The sequence below is a fragment of the Aurantimonas sp. A3-2-R12 genome (assembly GCF_036016755.1).
In the GTDB taxonomy this organism is placed as follows: Bacteria; Pseudomonadota; Alphaproteobacteria; order Rhizobiales; family Rhizobiaceae; genus Aurantimonas; species Aurantimonas coralicida_A.
In genome coordinates, this window is sequence record NZ_JAYXIH010000021.1 from 13,371 (window position 1) to 34,908 (window position 21,538).

Sequence of the window (21,538 nt, forward strand, 5' to 3'; positions counted from 1 at the left end):
CATGCCGCGTCTTCCCAAACTCACTCGGCTGCGGAACGATCGATCTGGTGCGACCATCGTCGAGTTCGGGTTGCTGGCGATGCCATTCTTGCTGATCGTCTTTGCCACGATCGAGACGTCGTTGGTTTTTCTCGGCGAATTAACCCTCGATCAGGCGGTCGCCCGTGTCAGCCGTACGGTACGTACCGGCGAGATCCAGGCTGCCAATCTATCGGAGGTGGATTTTCGCAAGCGGTTGTGCGGAAAGGTTGGGTTTCTTCTGGATTGTCAAAAACTCCAAATCGATCTCAAGTCCTATTCGAGCTTTGCGGCAATTCCTTCCTCGTCCCCGGTCAGTGGCGGGAATCTCGACACGACCGGCTTCAGCTATGCGCCGGGCGGTCCCGGTTCGATTGTCGCTCTCCGTGTCTATTACAAATGGCCGATCTACACGGACCTGATGCGTAAATATCTCTCGAATATGGGGGATGGGTCGCACCTCCTCGCGGGGATGGCGGCTTTCCGGACGGAGATGTTTTGATGCGGTTGTTCCGCTCGTTACACAGGCATTGGAAAACTGCCGGCGGGCCGTCTGATGGCGCCAGGGGCCGGCGTGGGAACCCAGGGCGAGGCCGCGCGGGGAAATTCCGCAGTGCGACGGGAGCCGTCGCTGCCGTGGAATTCGCCCTGATCGCTCCGATATTGCTGATGCTCTATATGGCCGGATCGGAAGTCGCCATGGCATTCACGCTCAATCGGAAAATCCAACACACCGCCAGTACGGTGAATGACCTCATCACCCAGGCCCCCGAAACGACCAAAGCCGAGATCGGCGCCATCTTCGCTGTCTCGTCCGCGCTGGTCGCCCCCTACGACGCCACGAAGGTCGCGATCAAGGTGACGTCGGTCAAGATCAATGCCGAGGGCGGCGCGTCCGTCAGTTGGTCCCAGGCAAGAGGGTCCACTCCCGATGCCTCCGGCGGGCCCTTCCAGTTGCCCGCCGACCTTGCCGGCCTACGCAGTCAGTCCCTCTTGGTCGCCTCGACGACCTACCAATATTTGCCGTTTGGAGGGTATGGATTGACTACGCCCTTTGAGATGGGGGGGACGTATTATCTTCGGCCCCGCGTCGGGACCGACGTCATTTGCACCGACTGTTAGGGTCGAATGATGTCGTTCTTATATCGGTGCGTCTTGAAACCGCCACCAAAGACTGCCTACATTCAGTAAATCAGGGCCATTTCGGCACTGATTGTCTGCCCGTGGAAAGGGAAAACGACACTGAGACCTGCGGCTGAAGCGAAGGACGTCTTCGAGACCACTCCTTCTGACGCGCCCGCCACCGATGTTTCGGTCGGCCGGACTGCAATCGATCTCGTGATTTCGAGCCTGGAAGACTCGAAAGGCGAGGACATCATTTCCATTGACATGAAGGGCAAATCGGCACTGGCCGATCACATGGTGATCGTCTCCGGACGATCGCATCGTCATGTGACGGCGGTCGCCGACCACCTGCTTCGCGATCTCAAATCCAACGGCTTCGGGATGGCGAAGGTGGAAGGCCTTCAGAACGGCGACTGGGTGCTGGTCGATACCGGCGACATCATCGTCCATATCTTCCGCCCGGAAGTCCGCAGCTTCTATAACATCGAGAAGATGTGGTCCGTCGGAGATGCCGGAGACGCGACGATCCATTGATCAGCGCGTCATTGTTGGAGTGAGGCTTCGGCCGAGGAAAGGGCTCGGCCGATGCGACTGACGATTGCGGCAATCGGGCGGATGAAAGCCGGCCCGGAACGGATGCTCGCTGACCGCTATCTCGACCGCTTGAAGAAAACTGGCGCGCCGCTGGGGCTCGATTACCAGGGGCTTTCCGAATATCCCGAATCGCGGCTTGGCACCGCACCCGAGCGCAAGCGCGAAGAAGCCCAGCGGCTGCGATCCTCGCTGGCGGAGGGCTCAATTCACCTAATTTTGGATGAGCGGGGCAAAACGCTCTCGTCGGAAGAATTCGCCGCCGCGATCGCCACGTTCCGCGACGACGGCCGCCGCGACCTCGCCTTGCTCATCGGTGGCCCGGACGGTCATGACGACGCCTTGCGGTCCGGCGCGAACCTCGTCCTCTCTCTCGGGCGAATGACGTATCCCCATCAGATCGCCCGCATTCTCGTAGCGGAACAGCTCTACCGCGCGGCGACGATCCTCGCCGGACATCCCTATCATCGCGCCTGACGAAACCGGTGTGAGACCGGCTTTCTTTCAGGTGTAGGCCCTCTTCCGGGGCACGATGCGCAGATGCCCGCCGGTCTTGCCACCGGGCAAAGCGGCGATACGGTCGGCCGCGACGAGCAGTTTTTCCAGGTCGAGGCCGGTGTCGATGCCGCCTTGCTGGAAGGCGAAATACAGGTCCTCGGTGGCGGTGTTGCCGGTGGCGCCCGGCGCGAAAGGGCAGCCGCCGAGACCGGCCGCCGCGCCTTCCATCACCCGCACGCCGGCCTGATAGGCAAACAGCGCGTTCGCGACACCCATGCCGAAGGTGTCATGGCCGTGAAATGCCCAGCTGGTGGCTGTCGGCGCATCGGCCATGACCGCTTCGAACCGCGCCTTGACGGTCAGCGGGTCGGCCCGGCCGGTCGTGTCGCACAGAGCGAATTCCGCCTCGGGCGCAATCTCGATGGCCTTGGCGAAGGCACGACGAACGTCGTCCAGCGGCACGGTGTCCGTGAACGGGCAGTCGAACGACGTCGCGAGATCGACGCGCAGACGGAAATTGGCATCGTGCGCCATCGTCGCGACCACGGCGCGCAGCTGTGCCAGCGACTGCTCGACGCTCTGGCGGACATTGTTCTGGTTGTGCGCCTCGGAGACCGAAAACACGAAGACCAGTTCGCTGTAACGGTTTTTCAGCGCCAGTTCGGCGCCCTTGGCATTGGGCACCAGCACCGACAGGCGAACGCCGTCCCGGTCTTGAAAATGCGCGGCGATGTCGGCCATGTCCGCCATTTGTGGGATCGCCTTCGGGCTGACGAAGGAGCCGAGTTCCATACGTTTCACGCCAGCGGAGAGCAGAGCCTCGATGATCGCGATTTTCTCTTCGGTCGGCAGCGGCTTGTCGATCGACTGGAATCCGTCGCGTGGGGCGACCTCGACGATCTCGACTGACTGGGAATTGCCGGTCATGCCGATCTCCTTTGGTCCGTTCCAGAAGACTGCGCTTTCACCCAATTGATCACGCCGCCTTGCAGCATGATCTCGATCTGCCGGGGGCTCAGCGCGTGCTGGAACGTCATCTGGCGCGTCTTGCCCGACGAGGAAACGACCGTCGCTGCCACAGATGGGCCGGCAGCCAGTTGCTTCCGCACGGCTTCGATCTGGATGGTGTCGCCGGCGTCGATGCCGGCTGCCGCGTCGATGGTCAGTGGCAGCACACCGAAACTGGCAAGATTCTGCCAGTGGATGCGCGCGAAGCTCTCGGCGATGACCAGCCGCAATCCCAGCAGGCGAGGAACCAGCGCGGCGTTTTCCCGGCTCGATCCCTGGCCGTAATTCTTCGCTGCGACGATCGCATGGCCCCGGCTCTCCTCCGTGGCCCGCTCCGGATAGCTCCCGTCGATTTGCGCGAAGGCGTATTTTGCGGTCTCGAAGACGTTGCTCCAGAAGGGCAGGACATTGCCGGCCGGGATGATGTCGTCGGTCGAGATATTGCTGCCGAGGCGCAGGAGAACCGGGACCGTGAATTCATCGGGAAACGCGTCGAAGTCGGGCAGCGTCGGCGTGTGCTTGGTCTGATAGAGCGCCGGTCGGACACCCGGTTTGGGAAAGATGAAGCCGGCGTCGTTGACGCGCATCGTCTCGGGCTCGGCGATCTTCGGATAGGCCATCTCCAGCGTGCGCGGATCGGTGATGACGCCGCTGAGCGCGGAGGCCGCCGCCGTTTCCGGGCTCGACAGGAACACCGAATCCTCGCGCGTGCCGGAGCGACCGGGGAAATTGCGCGGCACGGTGCGCAGGCTGTTGCGTCCGCTGGCCGGCGCCTGGCCCATGCCGATGCAGCCATTGCAGCCGGCCTGATGCAGCCGTGCGCCGGAGCGGATGAAGGCGCCGAGCTTGCCGGTTTGCACCAACGCGTCGAGCACCTGGCGGGAGGAGGGGTTGATGTCGAGCGAGACCCCTTCGGCGGCGGTTCTGCCGTCGAGAATGTCGGCGACGACGGCGAAGTCGCGATAACCGGGATTGGCGGAGGAGCCGATATAGGCCTGATAGATCGGCTCGCCCGCGGCTTCGGTGACGGGAACGACGTTGTCGGGGCTCTGCGGGCGCGCGATCAACGGCTCCAGCGTCGACAGATCGATCGTCTCGTGACGGTCGTAGGCGCATCCGGCGTCCGCGGCGAGCGGCACCCAGTCCGCTTCGCGTCCCCGCGCCTGCATAAAGCGCCGAGTCGCCTCGTCGCTAGGAAACACGCTCGACGTAGCGCCGAGTTCCGAGCCCATATTGGCGATGACATGCCGGTCCATGGCGGACAGGCAGCAGAGACCGGGGCCGTAATATTCGATGATCGTGTTGGTCGCGCCGGAGACGCCGTGACGCCGCAGCATTTCCAGGATCACGTCCTTGGCCGAGACCCAGTCGGGCAGCGCGCCGGTCAGTTCGACGCCCCAGATCTCAGGCATGGTCAGGAACAGCGGCTCTCCGGCCATGGCGAGCGCCACCTCGATGCCGCCGGCGCCGATCGCCAGCATGCCGAGCGATCCCGCCGCCGGGGTGTGGCTGTCGCTGCCGACCATCGACTGTCCCGGCACGCCGAAACGCTCCATATGCACCGGGTGGCTGATGCCGTTGCCCGGGCCGGAATAGACGATGCCGAAGCGTTCGCAGGCGCTCTTCAGGAAGAGGTGCGCGTCCGCGTTCACCTCGTCGGATTGCACCAGCCCGTGGTCGATATATTGAACGCTCGGGTTGGTGGCGACCCGCTCGATGCCCATCGCCTCGAGTTCGAGCATCACCAGGGTGCCGAGCACGTCCTGCAGTAAAGCCTGATCCATCTTGAGGGCGATCTCCGCGCCCGGCCTCATGTCGCCGGACACAAGACGGCTGGCGATGAGCTTGCGCGCGAGGTTCTCAGACATGCGGCATCGTCTCCGAAGACGCAGCCGCTGGGCCGCGTACGATGTTGATCAGGAACTGCAATCCGAGCGTTCCAAAGCCGATCGGCAGCATGGCATAGGCAAGCCACATGGGGGTGCCTAAAGCGCTCGATACGCGCTCCCCATAGGCCCATGCGTCGTACGCCATCAGCCCGCCGCGCCAGGTGATGATGGCACAGAACACGGCGCCGACGATGCCGATGGCCGTTGTCACCGCCCACCTCCCGCCGGGACGAAGTCCGTCGGCGAGAAGCGTAATTCCGATATGCTCGCCGCGCCGCTGAACCTCCGCCGCCGTCATCACCGCGAGGTAGACGACAAGGAACGAGTTGATCTCCAGACTCCACGAGGTCGGCGCCGCGAACAGATAGCGCATCGTGGCGTCGTAGGTGATCGTCAGGGCCATGAAGGCGAGGACGCCCTGGCCGACGATTTCAAGGAGTCGGGCAAACGCCTCGAACAGTTTCAACGGGACGGCGAGCATGGTTTCGCTCCTTTAAGCGTCTTTGCCCATGGCGAGATCGATCGCCTTCTTGCCGACCTCCTCGCCGACTTCTCCGATCCAGGCCTCGCGGACATTCGTGCTGACCTCGCGGAAACGCTCCAGCTCCGCCTCGGTCGGCTCGATGACCTCAAGACCTGCCTCGCGGAACGCCGGCCAGTACTTGGCGTCGAAATAGTCCTGATTGGCGACGCGCGCGCTATTTTCGTCGAACCACTCGACGCCCGCCATCATCGCGTTGCGGACCTCCTCGCTCATCGCCTCCCAGCGATCGGTCTGGACGAAGATGCCGATGCCGAAGGCGGTGACCGGCAGCTTGTAGACTTGGGAGGCCTGCTCCTGGATCTTACGGCCGTTGATCGTCGAGATGTTGGCGACGGCCGCGTCGACGGTGCCGCGCTGCATGGCGAGATAGAGCTCGGAGGAGGGTATGCGCACGGCCGCGCCGCCGAAGTCTTCGATCGCCTTGGTCGCCTCGAAGGAAACGACGCGCAGTTTCTTGCCTTCGATGTCCTCGAGGCTGCGGATCGGCGAGTCCTTGGTGCTCCAGATATATTCCGGCTCCATGATGCCGCCGCCGAGGCTCAAGACGGTCAGCCCGTTCTTCTTCAACTCGTCCTCGACGAGCTGGAACAGGGGCGAGCCGCGCTTGAGGCGATCGGGATTTTCGTAGAGCTCGCCGACCACGCCCGGCAGGCCGGTAATGCCGAGGATCGGCAGCGACCGGGTGACGTAGGACGTCGTGTGGAACATGAAGTCGATGGTTCCGGCACGCAGCGCCGGGAGCTGTTCGTCCGCCGACAGCAGGCGGCCGGAATCGTAGAACTCGATCGTGGCGACGTCACCGTGCTTTTCGTTGACGAAGTCGACGAAGCCCTGGCTGCCATAGGCCAGATCGGCATAGGACGGCGGCAGGTAGGTGACGCCGGTGAGCTTTTGCGCTTCCGCGTAAGCGGCCCTGGAATGAAGGCCGAGCGCCGAGCCGAGCGCCAGCGCGCCGGTGGCGGTCATGAAACCGCGTCTGTTGATGGTCATGTTGTTTTCCTCCTTGGGTTTATTTCATCAGGTTTGGCAGCCAGAGGCTGATCGCCGGGAACAGCACGAAGATGACGAGCATCACGAACTGCACCGCGACGAATGGCACGACGCTGCGGACGATCTCCTCGATGCGCAGCATCGGGGCAACCGCCTTCAGCGTGTAGAGATTGAGACCGACCGGCGGGGTGATCACCGCGATCTCCAGATTCATCACCAGGATGATCCCGAACCACAGCGGGTCGTAGCCGAGCGTCTGGATCAGCGGCAGCAGGATCGGCGTGGTGACGACGATGAGCGAGACCGCGTCGACCAGCATGCCGAGGCCGACCAGCACCAGCATGATCAGGATGAGAATGACCTCCGGCGGCAGCTCGGTTCCGACCAGAAGGCCGGTGATTGCGTCGGGGACACGGACGTAATTCAGGTAGTCGCCGAAGATCCGGGCACAGCCCATGATCAGGAGAATGGCACCGGAAATACGCGCGCTGGAGCCGAGCACCTTCATCGTGCCTTTGACTCCCACCGAGCGGAAGATGAAGGCGGCGATGACGAAGGCGCCGATCGCGCCGAAGGCCGCCGCCTCGCTCGGGGTGGCGACGCCTGAATAGATCGTGCCGAGAACCACGGCGATCAGCAGCACCGCATGCCAGATGCCGGCAAGCGCCCGGAGCCGATCACCCCAGCTGTAATGGACATGTTCTCCTCGCGGGGCTTCCTCCGGATTGAGCAGAACGCGGATATAAAGATAGACCGAAATCGCCAAAGCGAGGGCGATGCCCGGAACGATACCGCCGATGAACAGGTCGGCGACCGAAACGCTCGAGACCGCGCCGTAGATGATCAGCGGCACGCTGGGCGGGATGAGCATGGCGAGCGCGCCGGAACTGACGACGCTGCCGGCGGCGATCGATCGGCTATAGCCGCGCTCCAGCATTTGCGGAATGGCGATCGAGCCAACGGCGGCGACACCGGCGATGGACACGCCGCTGACGGCGCCGAACACGGCCGAGGCGCCCACGGTCGCGATAGCGAGCCCGCCGCGCAGCCATTGCAGCCACACCACCGCCGCGTGGAAGAGGTTCTTGCCGACCGGCGTCGCCGCCAGGAAATTTCCCATCAGCACGAACAGCGGCAGTGCCAGCAGCTCGAAGCTGTTCAGCTGGCCGAACAGCGATGTCGGGCCGAAGAAGAACGCCATCGAGCCGCGAGCCATGTAGAGGCCTGTCAGACCGGCCGCGCCCAGCGCCAGGAATATTGGCGCTCCGATGGCGATGAGCGCCAACAGGATGACGACGACGATGATGGGTTCGATCATTGCCGAGCATCCCCGTCATGCGCCGCGTGACGCGAGTCGCCTATGGTCATGGCCTTCGCCCCGCCACAGCCGGGCCTGCCTGTCGTTCCTGTCACTTGCATCCTCCCCAGGATGGCGCGGCGCGTCGGCGCGGCACTCGTGTTCATGGCTCAAATGACGCCGTCGGCATCCAGTCGAGCAATTTCGTTGTCGCTGTAGCCGAGCCATTCCGCCAGCACTTGTGTCGTGTGCTGGCCGAGGGCGGGGCCCGTATGGCGGATCGTTCCGGGCGATTCGGACAGACGCGGAAACACATTCTGCATGGCGATCGAGCGGCCGAGCGTCGGGTCATCCACGCGGGTCACGGATTCGCGCGCCTGGAAATGCGGGTCTTCGAGCATGTCCTTCGCCCGGTAGGTCGGACCGGCCGGGACCGCCACCTCCGCGAGCGCGTCGACCAGCTCCTTCGCCGGCTTGGTTTGCGTCCACTTGCCGATGATGGCGTCGATTTCCGCCTGATTGCGCCCGCGGGCCTGATGGTCGCAAAACCGTTCGTCGTCGGCGAGCTCCGGCTGCCCCATGAGCGCGGTCAGGCGGCGGAACAGGCTGTCCTGGTTGGCGCCGATGATGATCGTGCCGCCGTCCTTGGTCGGATAGGCGTTGGACGGGGCGATCCCCGGCAGGATGCTGCCGGAGCGTTGGCGGATATGACCGCCGCCGTCATATTCCGAGACCAGGCTTTCCATCACGGAGAGCACCGATTCGTAGATGGACGCATCCACCATCTGCCCGTCGCCCGTGCTGTTGCGGTGCTGCAATGCCAGGAGAGCGCCCTGAAAGCCGTTCTGGCCGGCCAGCGTATCGCCGAGCGAAATCCCCATGCGCACCGGCGGTCGATCCGGATGGCCGCTGATCTCACGCAAGCCGCCCATCGCCTCGCAGACCGAGGCGAAGCCGGCGCGGTCGCTATACGGTCCGGTCTGGCCGAACCCGGTGATGCGCACCATGATCAGGCCGGGGTTAATCTTCGATAGGACGTTGTAACCCAGCCCCCATTCCTCCATGCGGCCGGCGCGAAAATTCTCCACCAGGATGTCGGTCTTGGCGACCAGCGCCTTGACGATGTCCTGCGCGCGGCTGTCGCGCAGGTTCAGGGTGAGGGATTTCTTGTTGCGGGCAATCACCGGCCACCAGAGCGTATGGCCGTCGGCATCGGTGCGGCCCCATTGCCGCATCGCGTCGCCGGTCTTCGGCGGCTCGATCTTGACGACCTCCGCGCCGAAATCGGCCAGCAATTGTCCGCAGAACGGGCCTGCGATCAGCTGACCCATCTCCAGGACGCGAATACCTTCCAACGGACCCATACGGTCGGTTTCCTCCCTGCTGCTCAAACGAGACGCTCCCGCAGTTCCACCCCGATGTCGCTCGGTGTTCCTCTTTCGAACCGCTTTGCCATGCCGCTAAACCGCATAACGCCGGTCGAACGCCCAGACGTCCTCGAAGCCGATCAACTGATTGAAATCGGCGAAGCTGTACAGCTCGGTGCGATCCGTATTGATGCCATTCGCCTTGAGATCTGCATAGGTTGTCTGGAGCGCGGCAGCGGCGGACAGGAACCCGGCCGCCGGATGGATCGCGACGGCAAAGCCGAGCGCCTGAAGCTCATCCGCCGGCAACAGCGGAGTCCGGCCGCCATTGACCATGTTGGCGATCAGCGGCCGGTCGATCTCGCGACCGATCCGGGCCATTTCGTCGACGCTTTCCGGCGATTCGACAAAGATCAAATCCGCTCCGGCTTTGCCATAAGCGACGGCGCGCCGGATGGCCTCGTCCAGACCAAGTGCGGTGCGAGCGTCCGTGCGGGCAATAACCAGGAAATCGTCGCTCTGGCGGCTGTCGACGGCAACCTGAATCTTGCGAACCATCTCCTCGCTCGGCACGACCTGACGGGTCGGCGTGTGGCCGCATTTCTTCGGGAACACCTGATCTTCGAGCTGGATCGCGCTGACGCCCGCCGCTTCGTATCCACGCACGGTGTGATGCACGTTGAGAAGGCCGCCATAACCGGTGTCGGCATCGGCTATGATTGGTGTCTCGGTCATCCGCGCCATTTGCGCGATCCGTCCGAGCATGTCTGAATAGGTCGCAATGCCCGCGTCCGGTAATCCGAGCGAAGAGGCCACCGTGCCATAGCCGGTGACGTAGAGAGCCGGAAAACCCATGCGATCGGCGATGAGCGCCGAAATGAGGTCGTAGATGCCAGGCGCAAGAATGAAATCCTTGCGGGCGATCGCAGCCTTCAATGCGGGATTTGCCATTTGATCACCCCCTTAGCGCGCCCGACCGGGCTTCGCGGTCTGGCATCCTGCGATGCCGGACAATTGTCACTGCGGACGCAAACCCGAAGGCGGTCGCCTGTTTTCGGATATGCGTTCCGCCGCGCCTCCCAGCGCTCAACTTGACTGAAAATACGGATTGTATCCAATCTGTCAATCTGATGATTAAATAAGGTTGTCAGAATGCGTTTTTGTATCCAATCATTCGCAATGAAACGGAGCTTCGCGATGGACCGCAACCATGGTGTCTAGAAAACGGGTGCCGAGCGAACGCAGCGCGGATCGGGTCTACGCGGCGCTGCGGGAGGCCATTCTCAAAGGCGATTACGAAAACGGTGTGCGCCTCACCGAAGAGGTGCTCGCCGAGCGCTTTGGCGTCAGCCGGACACCGATCCGAGCGGCGTTGGGCAAACTCGCCGGGGACGGCTTCATCGAGATGGTGCCGCATGCCGGGGCGGTGATCCGGCGTCGGACGATCCGCGAGGTGAGCGAGGTCTACGCGGTCCGCGCGCTGCTCGAGAGCAGCGGCGCCGGCCTTGCTGCCACTCTGCGCGGCGATGCGGACATTGGTGCGCTCGCGGCAATCTGCGACGAAATGGAGGCCAGGGCAGGGGAGGAGAACGCGGTCGAGATCCTGTCCGATCTCAACAAGCGGCTGCACCATCGGATTCTGGACATCTCGGGCAACCAGACGCTGCGCGATACCGCCGACCGGCTGATGGATATCGGCTTCCTCATCCACACCTACACGAAGTTCCGGCCGCGCGACCTCGGACGAAGTTTTGCCGATCACCGTGATCTCGTCAGCGCCATCGCCTCGCGCGATGCCGAATGGGCCGCGTCGGTCATGCGGGCGCATATCCTGGCGGCCCGCAATACCCTGCTGCAGACCATGACGGACTTGCGGGACGGTGGGGATCACGACCGGGATGATATCGCGCTTTGATCGGGCGTGGCGCGTCTACCGCAGTTTCGTCCAGCGACTGTCGTCGGACGATGAGCGCACCGCGGCGTCGATGAAGCGCATGGCGTCGACGCCGTCCTCGATCGTCGGAAACATCACCTCTGCCGGAATCGGGCGACCGTCGGTGACGGCCCGGATGGCAGCCGCCGCTTCACGGTAAATCGTGGCGAAGCCTTCCAGATAGCCTTCCGGATGCCCCGCCGGAACGCGGGTGACGCGCTGGGCGGCCGGAACGGCGGTCGATCCGCCCCGAGTGATCAGCCGCTTCGGTTCGCCGAACGGAGTGAACCAGAGCTGGTTCGGGTTCTCCTGCGCCCATTCGAACCCGCCTTTTTCACCGTAGACGCGAAGGCGCAGGCCGTTTTCGTGGCCGGGTGCGACCTGGCTCGCCCACAGCATGCCCTTCGCCCCGCCCTTAAACCGCAGCATCAGGTGATCATTGTCGTCGAGCCTGCGGCCGGGGACGAATGCGCAAAGGTCGGCCGCGACGCTGTCGAGCGCAAGGCCCGTCACGAAGGTCAGAAGGTTGAAGGCGTGGCTGCCGATATCGCCCAGCGCGCCGCCCATGCCGGCCTTCTCGGGATCGACGCGCCATTCGGCCTGTTTGGAGCCCGCCGTTTCGGCCGCTTCCGTCAGCCAGTCCTGGGCATATTCGGCCTGCACGACGCGCAGCGTCCCAAGGTCCCCGGCGGCCACCATGTCCCGCGCCTGACGGATCATTGGATAGCCGGTATAATTGTGGGTCAGGACGAAGACCCGCCCCGAGGCTGCCGCGATCCGTTGCAGCTCCACCGCGTCCTTGAGCTTCGCGGTCAGAGGTTTTTCGCAGATGACATGGATGCCGGCTTCCAGAAACGCCTTGGCGGGCGAAAAGTGCAGATGGTTGGGCGTGACGATCGCGACGGCCTCGATACCGTCCTCTCGCCGGGCTTCGGCTTCGGCCATCGCCTGGAAGGTGGCATAGGCGCGAGCGGGGTCGATCCCGATCTCGGCACCGGAGGTCGCCGAGCGCTCGGCATTGGAGGAGAAGGCGCCGGCCACAAGCTGGAACTCGCCGTCGAGGCGGGCCGCGATGCGATGAACCGCGCCGATGAAGGCGCCTTGGCCACCGCCCACCATGCCGAGCCGGATGGGCCGCGCCACCGGAATCGCTCGTGCCGCTGAAACCATTGTTTTTCTCCCCGTCGTTTGCCCGAGGCGGACGGGAGCTTCCCGCCGTCAGCGGAGACCTTCATCCCGCATGTTGGCCGATGATTCTATCGTCTTGATTCGAATCGCGATCATCATACAGCCGCTTTCCCTTGCCCCAGGAAGAGCGGCATCCCGCTAACGTGACGGATGAGCGATCCACGCTCCACGACATGCGTGTCGAGGATGACGCTTTCCATATTCGGATGGCCGTCCCTGAGCTGGAGCAATAGCTTGGCTGCCGCTTCGCCCATGCGTCGATGCGGGACATGCACGGTGGTCAGTTGCGGCTGGACCACTAGGGCCAAATCGATGTCGTCGAATCCGACGATCGAGACGTCGGCCGGAACCGAAATCCCAAGTTCCCTAGCCCCGGTCATCGCGCCGACCGCCAGGACGTCGTTGCCGCAGATCACGGCCGTCGGAGGATTGTGCCGTCGCATCAAGGTCTCGAAGGCGCGGCCGCCTCCGTCAAGCGAGTAGGTGGTCTCCACGACCGGCATCGCCTGTGCGTCCATTCCGGCAGCCGCCAGCGCATCACGCACGCCGCTTACCCTATCGGCGGACCGGTCGTTCGTCTCGGTCTTGCCGGCAATCATAGCGATCATCGTGTGGTTGTAATTGATCACTTTAGTGGCCAGCGCGCGCGCCGCGCTGCGATTGTCGAATCCGGCATAGAGGTTGTCGTCGCCCGGGCGATAATTCCAGGCAATGACATGCGGCACCCCGCGCTGGCGCAGGAAATTGTATGTCGCTTCGGGGCGGGTCACTCCGATCAGCAAGAGTCCATCGGCGCCCCGCCCGACGAGCGCGCGGATCTGTTCGCCCTCTCGCTCCGGGTCGTAGCCCGAACTCGCGACGAGCAGCGTCACGCCGGATGCGGCCAAGGCTTCCTGAAACGCTTGGATGCCACGAGCAAAAATGGCGTTCTCCATGGTCGGAATGACCGCGCCGACGGTGTTGGTCCGGTTCGAGGCGAGAGCCTGACCGCCGAAATTGGGCGTGTATCCCAGCTGGGCGACCGCAAGGATGATCCGTTCTCTGGTAGCGGGAAGGACACGCTCCGGCACATTCAGGCAGCGTGACACCGTCGCGGTTGAGACGCCGGCGCGGCGCGCAACGTCTTCAAGTGTCGGTGCAGACCTGCCGCTCATGCTGTTTTTCCTTGCGTCCGTGACCGGCATTATCCAAGAAATTGTTGCCAATCGCAATATGCAAGCGCTTGCATCGATGATTGAAAGGGCATACACCCTGTCGGGGACGCATCAAATCATGGAGGAGACGATGCGTAATTCGGGTGCTGCCGCGCTTGCGGCGACCGGGGTCGTGTTTGCGATTTTCGTTGCGAATGTCGTTCTCGGCGCAATGGCTGGGAAGGCTTTTCTCTCCGACGTCGGGGAGATGTTGGTCTTGTCACTGGCATCGATCCTTTTCGTCATTGCCGTGTTGCACCGTGAGCGAGCACGGGAAGGCAGATCTGACGTCCCCAATATTGATAACGGTCGGGAGGAGGCCACCAATGTCCAAGATTCATGAACCCACAGAACTGGAATCCGCGGAGCGCCGGAATTTTCTGCGCCTGACGGGTGCCGGGGCTTTTACTGCAGCCATGATTGCCGGCGCGGCGGGCACGCTTTGGTCGGATGTGGCGGTCGCGCAGGCGGCCAGCGAGGAAAGGGAGCGGGAGGGAGCCGCCGAGCACGTCGTGACGGTGGCGACCGAATACCAACTTGGCACGACGCGCAGCTACCCGATGATGCAGCTTGACCTGAAGGAGAACCTTCAGAACGCTTCCAATGGCCGGATCTACGTCAAGCTCGCCCCTGGTGGACAACTCGGCGTGGGCAGTGCGCTGGCGCAGAAAGTGCAGGGCGGAACCGTGCCCGTCGGTCAGTTCTCGCTGTCGAATTTCGCCCCCTATGCGCCGGTCGTCGACCTCATCAACATGCCGTATCTGTGCGGCTCCAATCAGCGCTTCGTGAACCTCGTCACGTCCGATATCTGGAAAGAACAGGTCGACGCGAAGGTTGAACAACGTGGATTCCGGCCCCTGTTCTACTTCTGCATCGATCCGCGGGTCGTGGCGGTCAGGAAGGGCGGGAATCCGATCATCACCCCGGGCGACTTGCAGGGCGTGAAATTTCGCGTGCCCGGCTCCAAGATGCTGCAGCAATACTACCGCATGGTCGGGGCCAATCCGACGCCGGTGGCTTGGGGCGAGACGTCCTCCGCGATCAAGCAGGGTGTGGCCGATGCGCTCGATCCCGCGGTCGGCGCTCTTTATGCCTTCGGGTTCAAGGACATCCTCAGCCATGTGACGTTCACGCAGGCTGTTCCCGACAGCCAGTGCTATGCCTGTAACCTCGAATGGTTCAATGGGCTCGGCAAGGACGTTCAGGAGGCGGTCGACTGGGCCTCGGAGATGACCTTCCACCAGAACCTTGCCAAGGTGCCGTCGTCCCGGACCTACGCAATGGCTGAGATGCGAAAGTCCGGTGTGGAGTTTCATTCGCTGAGCGAGGACCAGTTGGGCGAATGGAAGGAAGCCGGCGGCTATCAGCGCAGCGACTGGGATTCCTATAAGTCCGAACTCGCTGGATCGATGGACGTCTTCAAAGGCCTCGAGGAGGCTGCGGGCACGACGGGACGCTACTACGTCCACGACGCTTGACGCATCGCGCGGATGAGTGCGCCTCGAGCGCGTTCATCCGCGATCTCATGATCGCAGGGCGCGGGATAGAGCGCCGTTGACGAGGGTCAGGGTCTGTGCCGGATTTGCCGTTCGTGACGGTGGTCGGCGCCGCTCTGCCGCGAAGGGGAGAGGCGCGTGAAAATTCTGATGCTCCTGGACCGGAACGTCGAGCGATGGGCGCTGCTCATCTTCTACACGGTCCTCGTCGCGACGATGGCGGTCGAGGTGATCCGGCGTGAATTATTCGCCTATTCCTCGATCTGGGGCGAGGAAATCGTCCGCTATTCCTTCATCTATCTCGCCTGGATCGGCGCAGCCTCGGCGGTGAAGGAGCGCGCCCACATCCGCATCGACGTTCTGTTCCATTATGTGTCCGTTCGCGCCAAGGCGCTGCTCTACATCCTCGGCGACCTGGTCATGTTCGTCGTTGCTGGTTTTGCCGTCTACTGGTCGTTCGAGACCGTCGAGGTCTCCTGGAGATTCGGCTCGGTCAGCCACGGTCTGCGGGTTTCCATGGTCTGGTTCCTGATGGCCGTGCCGGTCGGCTTTGCCCTGATGATCTTTCGCCTCACCCAGTCCCTTGTGCGGGACACCGCCGCCCTCGTGAGCGGCCGCCCGCCCTACGAGGGCGAGCGCCTGTTCGATTGAGGCCCAGATGCTTTGGCAACAACTCCAACAGCAGGCGGTGGAACTGGGATGGGATTTTTACGGCCCGGTTCTGCTTTTCGTCGCGCTCATCATCCTGGGCATTCCGGTCTGGGCCGCGATCGGCGCCTCGGCTGTCGCGATGCTGGCCTGGTCGCAGGTGCTTCCGCTGTCGCTGTTCGGAGAATCCCTGTTCGATGGGATCGACGCCTTCGCGCTAACGGCGGTGCCGCTGTTCATCCTGACGGGGGATGTGCTGGTCCGCACCGGTCTCAGTCGAAAATTCCTCGACATCGCCGAAGCGCTGACCTGTTGGGCCAAGGGCGGCTTCGGCTCGGCCACGGTGCTGGTCTGCGGCATGTTCTCGGCGATCTCGGGCTCCGACGCCGCTGGCGCAGCGGCGGTCGGGCGCATGACCATCGACCGTCTGGTGGAATCCGGCTATCCGCGCCCTTACGCCTGCGCCCTGGTGGCCGCCGGCGCCTGCACCGGCATTCTGATCCCCCCGTCCATCGCCTACATCATCGTCGGTCTGGTGCTCGGCATCTCCGCCTCGACGCTGTTTCAGGCAGCCATCATTCCGGGCATCGCCATCCTGCTCTCGATCCTGTTGACCAATATCGTCGTCAACCGGATTTACGCCTACGAGGGCGGCGGCGCGATCTCCGGACGCGAATGGCTGGGCAATGTCGGCCGGGCGCTGAAGAGCGGCTGGTATGCATTTCTCGTTCCCGGAATCATCTTCTATGGCATTTTCTCGGGCCGCCTGACGCCGACCGAGGCCGGCGCGACGGCAGTCGTCGTGACGATCATCATGGGGTTCGTCCTGGGGACGCTGAAGCTCTCCGACTTCCCCTCCATGCTGGTTTCGTCCGCCAAGGTGAACGGTGTCATCGTGCCGATCATCGCGATGTCGTTGCCGCTGGCGCAGACACTGGCCGCGCTCGGCGTGCCGCAAGGCTTCGTCTTCGCGGTGACCTCGCTCACCGACGATCCCAACATGCTCATCCTGTTGATGATCGGCATCCTGATTGCCGCCGGCTGCGTGATGGAGACGACGCCCAACATCGTCATCCTGGCGCCGATCCTGAAACCGCTCGCCGACGAAATCGGCATGAACGAAATCCAGTTCTGCATCATGATGGTCACCTCGCTCGGGGTCGGATTCATCACCCCGCCGCTGGGATTGAACCTCTTCGTCGTCTCGGGGCTGACAGGCGAATCCATCCTGCCGATTGCCTGGCGGGCGGTGCCCTTCGTCATCTTCATGCTCGCCGTCGTTCTCTTGATCTCCTACGTGCCGGCGATTTCCACGGCGATGCTCCCCGAGATCTATCGTTAGGAAAATTCCATGGCCGAATATCTCAAGAAAGCCAGCAAGACGCCGACATCGGACGCCGGGGATGTGCGCGAAACGGTGCAGGCCATTCTCACCGAGATCGAAGCGGGCGGCGAGGCCGCGGCGCGCGCCTATGCCGAGAAGTTCGATCGCTATGACGGCAATGTCGTTCTGACCAGGGATGAGATCGCGGAAGCCGGCTCCAAGGTCTCGCAGAAGCTGAAGGACGACATCCGCTTCGCGTATGACAATGTGCGTCGCTTCGCCGAGGCACAGAAGGAGACGATCCGCGATATCCAGATCGAGGTCGTTCCCGGACTGATCGCCGGCCAGAAGAGCATCCCCTGCCAAGCGGCGGGATGCTACGCGCCCGGCGGCCGCTACAGCCACATCGCCTCGGCAATGATGACGGTGACCACCGCGAAGGTCGCCGGCTGCAGCCACATCACCGCCTGCTCGCCGCCCAGGCTAGGCGTCGGCGTCAATCCGGCGATCACCTACACCGCCGATTTGTGCGGCGCCGACGCGATCCTGGCGATGGGCGGTGTCCAGGGCATCGCGGCCATGGCCTTCGGCCTGTTCGGACTGCCGAAGGCCGATATTCTCGTCGGACCCGGCAACCAGTTCGTCGCCGAAGCCAAGCGGATCCTGTTCGGCCGCGTCGGCATCGACATGTTCGCGGGTCCCACCGACAGCCTGATCCTCGCCGACGAAACCGCCGATCCGGAGATCGTCGCCGTCGACCTCGTCGGGCAGGCCGAGCATGGTTACAACTCGCCGGTCTGGCTCGTCACCTCGCACCGGCCCTTAGCCGACGCCGTGCTTGAGCGGGTGCCTGCCTTGATCGCGGCGCTGCCCGAACTGAACGGCCAGAACGCAGCCGCGGCGTGGCGCGACTATGCCGAGGTGATCGTCTGCAAGGACCGCGAGGAAATGGCCAAGGTCGCCGACGAATACGCGCCCGAGCATCTGTCGGTGCAGGCCGCCGACCCGGATTGGTGGCTCGAGCGGCTGCAATGCTACGGCTCGCTTTTCCTCGGCGAGGAGACGACGGTTGCCTTTGGCGACAAGGCGTCCGGCACCAACCATGTCCTGCCGACCTCCGGCGCCGCGCGGTATACGGGCGGCCTGTCGGTCCACAAATTCATGAAGATGGTCACCTGGCAGCGGGCCACGCGCGATGGCGCGCGACCGGTTGCCGAGGCCACCGCACGCATATCGCGGCTGGAAGGCATGGAGGGCCATGCCCGCACTGCCGACATTCGGCTGGCGAAATATTTTCCCGGCGAGAATTTCGATCTGAGCGCGGCGGAGTGAGGCAGGGAGAACACGTGACCGTGGCAAGCCAGGCGCTTTTCGATGTGAGCGGGCGGGTCGCCTGCGTGACCGGCGCAAGCAGCGGGCTCGGCCGGGCCGCGGCCACCATGCTCGCCGAAGCCGGCGCGGCGGTCGTCGGCGTGGCGCGGCGCGGCAATGTTCTCGACCAATGGAAAGCGGAGACGGGCGGCAAGGTCGCTACGGTCGTCGCCGATCTCTCGGATCAAAGCGCGGTGGGCAGCCTCGTCGACGCCGTATCGCGGCCGTTCGGTCCGCCCGACATCTTGATCAACGCCGCCGGCCTCAACACCCGTCAGCCGGCGGACGATGTCACTCCCGAGGGCTGGGACGCGACGCTGGCGCTCAATCTGACGGTTCCGTTCTTCCTGGCGCAGGCGCTGGTGCCGGCCATGAAGGCGAAGGGCTGGGGCCGCATCGTCAATTTCGCCTCGCTGCAATCGCGCCGCGCCTTTCCGGGCGGCATCGCCTATGGCGCCTCGAAGGGCGGCGTGGAGCAGCTGACCCGGGCGATGGCAGAGGCCTGGTCCGGCTCCGGCGTCCTGGCCAACGCGCTCGCACCGGGCTTTTTCCCGACCGAGCTGACCGGCCCGGTCTTCGCCGATCAGGCCCTCGCGGCGCGCCATGCGGGCCAAACCTGCATCGGCCGCAACGGTGAACTCGCCGACCTCGCGGGGCCGCTGCTGTTCCTGTGTTCGGATGCGTCGGCCTATGTCACCGGCCAGATCCTGTTCGTCGATGGGGGGTTCACCGCCAAATGAAGGCGCTTGTCTATATCGGTCCCGAGCAATTGCAGTACGACACCGTGCCGGACGCCGTCGCGCGAGCCGGCGAGGCGCTGCTGCGGGTGGACTCGGTCGGCATCTGCGGGTCCGACATGCACGCCTTTCTCGGCCATGACGAGCGACGGCCGGCTCCCCTTATCCTTGGCCACGAGGCGGCCGGCACGATCATCGACGGCCCCGAGGCCGGCCGGCGCGTGACCGTCAATCCGTTGGTGACCTGCGGCCAGTGCGAGGCCTGCAAGGCCGGCCGCAACAATCTCTGTCCCCGCCGGCAGATCATCTCCATGCCGCCGCGCGAGGGGGCGTTCGCCGAGCTTCTGTCGATGCCGCTCGATAACCTCGTCACGATTCCCGCCGGCGTGAGCTTCGAAAAGGCCGCGCTCGCCGAGCCTATCGCGTGCGGCTGGCATGCGGTGAGACTGGCAAGGAACACTCTCGCCAAACCGCTGGAAGAGGCCACATGCCTGGTTATCGGCGGCGGCGCGATCGGCCTGGGCGCGGCGCTCGTGCTTGCCGCCGCGGGCGCGCGCGGCATCGCGATCTCCGAAACCAATAAGGGCCGGCACCCGACGCTGACGCGCACCGGCGACTTTCACGTGTTCGATCCCTCTCAGCCCGGCGGTCCCGCCGACGGGGCCGTCGATCTGGTCATCGATGCCGTCGGCTTTGCGGCGACCCGGGAAGCAGCCTGCCGCGCGGTGCGTCCGGGCGGCGCTATCGTCCATATCGGTCTCGGCGATGCCAATGGCGGCCTCGATATCCGCAAGATGACCTTGCAGGAAATCGCCTTCATCGGCACTTACACCTATACGCCGATGGACTTTCGCGAGACCGCCGCAGCAATCTTCGACGGACGTCTGGGCGCGCTCAACTGGACCGAGACCCGCTCGCTCTCGGATGGCCTCGGCGCGTTCCGCGACATCCGCAACGGCGCGGCGGCTGCGCCCAAGATCATCCTCAAACCCTGAGCGTCAAGCTGCTGGTTCGATGGATGGAATTCGCGCCGCGTCGGTGAACCCTCGCGGGCGATCTTGACTGGTCAACGAAGATCGGACTGGTAATGGAAACCGTCGGTCACGCATCGGGACAGGCGCCATTCGACCGGCGAACCGTCGAGCGCGAAGGCGACCCGCTCGATGGACAGTACCGGATGGCCAGGCTGGCAGTTCAGCCGCGTGGCGGTGGTCGCGTCGGCGCCGGTCGCCTTGAGTTGTTCCAGAGCCCGCCCGATCGTGATCGAGAAAACCTCCGAATAGAGCGCGTAGACGTTGTTCGGTAGGTCGCGGATTTCCGCCAGCGAAGGGAATTTTGCGACGGGGAGGGTGATCTGCTCGGCGATGACCGCCCGGCCGCCCAGATGCCGGACACGGTCGATCCGCCAGACGGCGTCGTTGCGCGCAAGCTGCAACGCCTTCGCGGCAGCGGCGTCGGCGCGCCCGCGAAGGCGCGACAGCACCTGGCTATCGGGGAACAGGCGGGTACCGTCGTCGGCCGCGAGCCGGAAGAACTGGAACAGGATGCGGCCCTCCTCGGGCAGCGCAACGAAGGTTCCGCGTCCTTGCCGCCGGACCAGGAGATGTTCGGCCGCCATCGCGTCGAGGGCCTTGCGCACCGTTCCCTGACTGACGCCAAGATCGGCCGCGATCTGGAATTCGCTCGGCAGCATCAGGCCCGGCGTCCATACGCCATCGATCAGCCGGCGGACCAGGGTCTCGCGCACCTGCTGATAGAGCGGTCTGAACGCTGGGGCCTTCTCTCCGTCCGACATGCGTCACCGTCCCGTTTCCAAAGACCCTAAGCCGCTTGACATAGTTGGGTAAAGGTAATTTATGTCTTATACAAGACTAGCGCGGATCGCACATTGGCCGATCCGCTTGGAGTCAGCTCTCCAGGCTGCTTTTCACGTCTGCATCAACCGTAACTCTCGGAGGAATCACTCATGAGCATCCCGCAACTGCTCGTCCACGATCACAGGGACAACGTCGGCGTTGTCGTCGTAGAGGACCTCAAGGCCGGCACCGAGATGCTGTGTGTCGTCACAGCGGACAACTCGTCCTTCAAGCTGATCTGCAACGACAATGTGCCGATCGGCCACAAGGTCGCGCTGAAGGATCTTTTGACGGGCGATACGGCAGTCAAATACGGCGAGGATATCGGCCGCATGAAGGGGGACGCGAAGAAGGGCGGACACGTCCATGTCCACAATCTGAAGACCAACCGCTGGTGATCGCGCTGGGGCGGTGACGCTGTCCCGCCTTCGACCCCTTCGTTTATCCGTCAGTTCAGGAAAGAGA

Annotated in this window: 23 protein-coding genes; 13 read left to right on the top strand and 10 right to left on the bottom strand. The window is 63.9% G+C overall.

Features of this window, described 5'->3' with window-relative positions:
• Position 1 precedes the first annotated feature (1 nt).
• From VSX60_RS12390 to rlmH, 4 genes are all read left to right on the top strand, one after another.
• On the top strand, positions 2 to 520 hold the full coding sequence (locus tag VSX60_RS12390) for a TadE/TadG family type IV pilus assembly protein (protein ID WP_327624512.1): 519 nt from the start codon (positions 2 to 4) through the stop codon (positions 518 to 520).
• 134 nt (positions 521 to 654) lie between these two features.
• The gene (locus VSX60_RS12395) at positions 655 to 1,140 is read left to right on the top strand and encodes a TadE/TadG family type IV pilus assembly protein (protein WP_327624513.1); all 486 of its coding nucleotides are present in this window, start codon (positions 655 to 657) and stop codon (positions 1,138 to 1,140) included.
• A gap of 87 nt (positions 1,141 to 1,227) precedes the next feature.
• Positions 1,228 to 1,677, top strand: coding sequence for a ribosome silencing factor (gene rsfS, locus VSX60_RS12400; RefSeq protein ID WP_442873094.1), 450 nt, complete (start codon positions 1,228 to 1,230; stop codon positions 1,675 to 1,677).
• A gap of 51 nt (positions 1,678 to 1,728) precedes the next feature.
• Positions 1,729 to 2,211, top strand: a complete 483-nt coding sequence (rlmH, locus tag VSX60_RS12405; RefSeq protein WP_327624514.1) for a 23S rRNA (pseudouridine(1915)-N(3))-methyltransferase RlmH — start codon at positions 1,729 to 1,731, stop codon at positions 2,209 to 2,211.
• A gap of 27 nt (positions 2,212 to 2,238) precedes the next feature.
• Here rlmH and VSX60_RS12410 read toward each other — a convergent pair whose 3' ends face one another.
• From VSX60_RS12410 to VSX60_RS12440, 7 genes are all read right to left on the bottom strand, one after another.
• Positions 2,239 to 3,159 (bottom strand): hydroxymethylglutaryl-CoA lyase, encoded by a 921-nt coding sequence (locus VSX60_RS12410; protein WP_327624515.1) that lies wholly within the window; start codon positions 3,157 to 3,159, stop codon positions 2,239 to 2,241.
• Entirely contained in the window at positions 3,156 to 5,108 is a 1,953-nt protein-coding gene (locus VSX60_RS12415) for an aconitate hydratase (RefSeq protein WP_327624516.1), read from the bottom strand. Before VSX60_RS12415 ends, VSX60_RS12410 begins: the two co-directional genes overlap by 4 nt.
• Positions 5,101 to 5,610 (bottom strand): TRAP transporter small permease, encoded by a 510-nt coding sequence (locus VSX60_RS12420; RefSeq protein ID WP_327624517.1) that lies wholly within the window; start codon positions 5,608 to 5,610, stop codon positions 5,101 to 5,103. Before VSX60_RS12420 ends, VSX60_RS12415 begins: the two co-directional genes overlap by 8 nt.
• Positions 5,611 to 5,622: 12 nt before the next feature.
• A complete protein-coding gene (locus VSX60_RS12425) occupies positions 5,623 to 6,663 on the bottom strand; it encodes a TRAP transporter substrate-binding protein (protein ID WP_327624518.1) in 1,041 nt (346 codons plus the stop codon).
• A gap of 19 nt (positions 6,664 to 6,682) precedes the next feature.
• Complete coding sequence (locus VSX60_RS12430) at positions 6,683 to 7,981, bottom strand: TRAP transporter large permease (RefSeq protein WP_327624519.1); 1,299 nt, start codon at positions 7,979 to 7,981, stop codon at positions 6,683 to 6,685.
• Between the two features lie 149 nt (positions 7,982 to 8,130).
• Positions 8,131 to 9,351, bottom strand: a complete 1,221-nt coding sequence (locus tag VSX60_RS12435) for a CaiB/BaiF CoA transferase family protein (RefSeq protein WP_327624520.1) — start codon at positions 9,349 to 9,351, stop codon at positions 8,131 to 8,133.
• Between the two features lie 69 nt (positions 9,352 to 9,420).
• Positions 9,421 to 10,278, bottom strand: coding sequence for an isocitrate lyase/PEP mutase family protein (locus tag VSX60_RS12440; protein WP_327624521.1), 858 nt, complete (start codon positions 10,276 to 10,278; stop codon positions 9,421 to 9,423).
• A gap of 259 nt (positions 10,279 to 10,537) precedes the next feature.
• On the opposite strand from VSX60_RS12440, the gene VSX60_RS12445 reads away from it, so the two are divergent.
• Complete coding sequence (locus tag VSX60_RS12445; protein WP_327624523.1) at positions 10,538 to 11,242, top strand: GntR family transcriptional regulator; 705 nt, start codon at positions 10,538 to 10,540, stop codon at positions 11,240 to 11,242.
• 15 nt (positions 11,243 to 11,257) lie between these two features.
• On the opposite strand, the gene VSX60_RS12450 is transcribed toward VSX60_RS12445, so the two are convergent.
• Together VSX60_RS12450 and VSX60_RS12455 are read right to left on the bottom strand one after the other, a co-directional pair.
• Positions 11,258 to 12,430: a Gfo/Idh/MocA family protein gene (locus VSX60_RS12450; protein WP_327624524.1), complete on the bottom strand. Its 1,173-nt coding sequence runs from the start codon at positions 12,428 to 12,430 to the stop codon at positions 11,258 to 11,260.
• Positions 12,431 to 12,543: 113 nt separating this feature from the next.
• Positions 12,544 to 13,602 carry a LacI family DNA-binding transcriptional regulator gene (locus VSX60_RS12455; protein ID WP_327624525.1) on the bottom strand — a complete coding sequence of 353 codons (1,059 nt, stop codon included), beginning with the start codon at positions 13,600 to 13,602 and terminating at the stop codon, positions 12,544 to 12,546.
• On the opposite strand from VSX60_RS12455, the gene VSX60_RS12460 reads away from it, so the two are divergent.
• From VSX60_RS12460 to VSX60_RS12490, 7 genes are all read left to right on the top strand, one after another.
• Entirely contained in the window at positions 13,601 to 13,984 is a 384-nt protein-coding gene (locus tag VSX60_RS12460; RefSeq protein ID WP_327624526.1) for a hypothetical protein, read from the top strand. The genes VSX60_RS12455 and VSX60_RS12460 overlap by 2 nt on opposite strands.
• A complete protein-coding gene (locus tag VSX60_RS12465; protein WP_327624527.1) occupies positions 13,968 to 15,119 on the top strand; it encodes a TRAP transporter substrate-binding protein in 1,152 nt (383 codons plus the stop codon). Before VSX60_RS12460 ends, VSX60_RS12465 begins: the two co-directional genes overlap by 17 nt.
• A gap of 156 nt (positions 15,120 to 15,275) precedes the next feature.
• A complete protein-coding gene (locus tag VSX60_RS12470; protein WP_327624528.1) occupies positions 15,276 to 15,788 on the top strand; it encodes a TRAP transporter small permease in 513 nt (170 codons plus the stop codon).
• 7 nt (positions 15,789 to 15,795) lie between these two features.
• Positions 15,796 to 17,127: a TRAP transporter large permease gene (locus VSX60_RS12475; RefSeq protein WP_327624529.1), complete on the top strand. Its 1,332-nt coding sequence runs from the start codon at positions 15,796 to 15,798 to the stop codon at positions 17,125 to 17,127.
• Positions 17,128 to 17,136: 9 nt separating this feature from the next.
• Positions 17,137 to 18,441: a histidinol dehydrogenase gene (gene hisD / locus VSX60_RS12480; protein ID WP_327624530.1), complete on the top strand. Its 1,305-nt coding sequence runs from the start codon at positions 17,137 to 17,139 to the stop codon at positions 18,439 to 18,441.
• Between the two features lie 20 nt (positions 18,442 to 18,461).
• A complete protein-coding gene (locus VSX60_RS12485) occupies positions 18,462 to 19,220 on the top strand; it encodes an SDR family NAD(P)-dependent oxidoreductase (RefSeq protein WP_327624576.1) in 759 nt (252 codons plus the stop codon).
• Positions 19,217 to 20,212 (top strand): alcohol dehydrogenase catalytic domain-containing protein, encoded by a 996-nt coding sequence (locus VSX60_RS12490; RefSeq protein ID WP_327624531.1) that lies wholly within the window; start codon positions 19,217 to 19,219, stop codon positions 20,210 to 20,212. Before VSX60_RS12485 ends, VSX60_RS12490 begins: the two co-directional genes overlap by 4 nt.
• A 71-nt stretch (positions 20,213 to 20,283) precedes the next feature.
• Here the strand turns inward: VSX60_RS12490 and VSX60_RS12495 are convergent, their stop codons facing one another.
• Positions 20,284 to 21,012 carry a GntR family transcriptional regulator gene (locus VSX60_RS12495; RefSeq protein ID WP_327624532.1) on the bottom strand — a complete coding sequence of 243 codons (729 nt, stop codon included), beginning with the start codon at positions 21,010 to 21,012 and terminating at the stop codon, positions 20,284 to 20,286.
• A 171-nt stretch (positions 21,013 to 21,183) separates the two neighbouring features.
• On the opposite strand from VSX60_RS12495, the gene VSX60_RS12500 reads away from it, so the two are divergent.
• Entirely contained in the window at positions 21,184 to 21,471 is a 288-nt protein-coding gene (locus VSX60_RS12500) for a UxaA family hydrolase (protein WP_327624533.1), read from the top strand.
• Positions 21,472 to 21,538 lie beyond the last annotated feature (67 nt).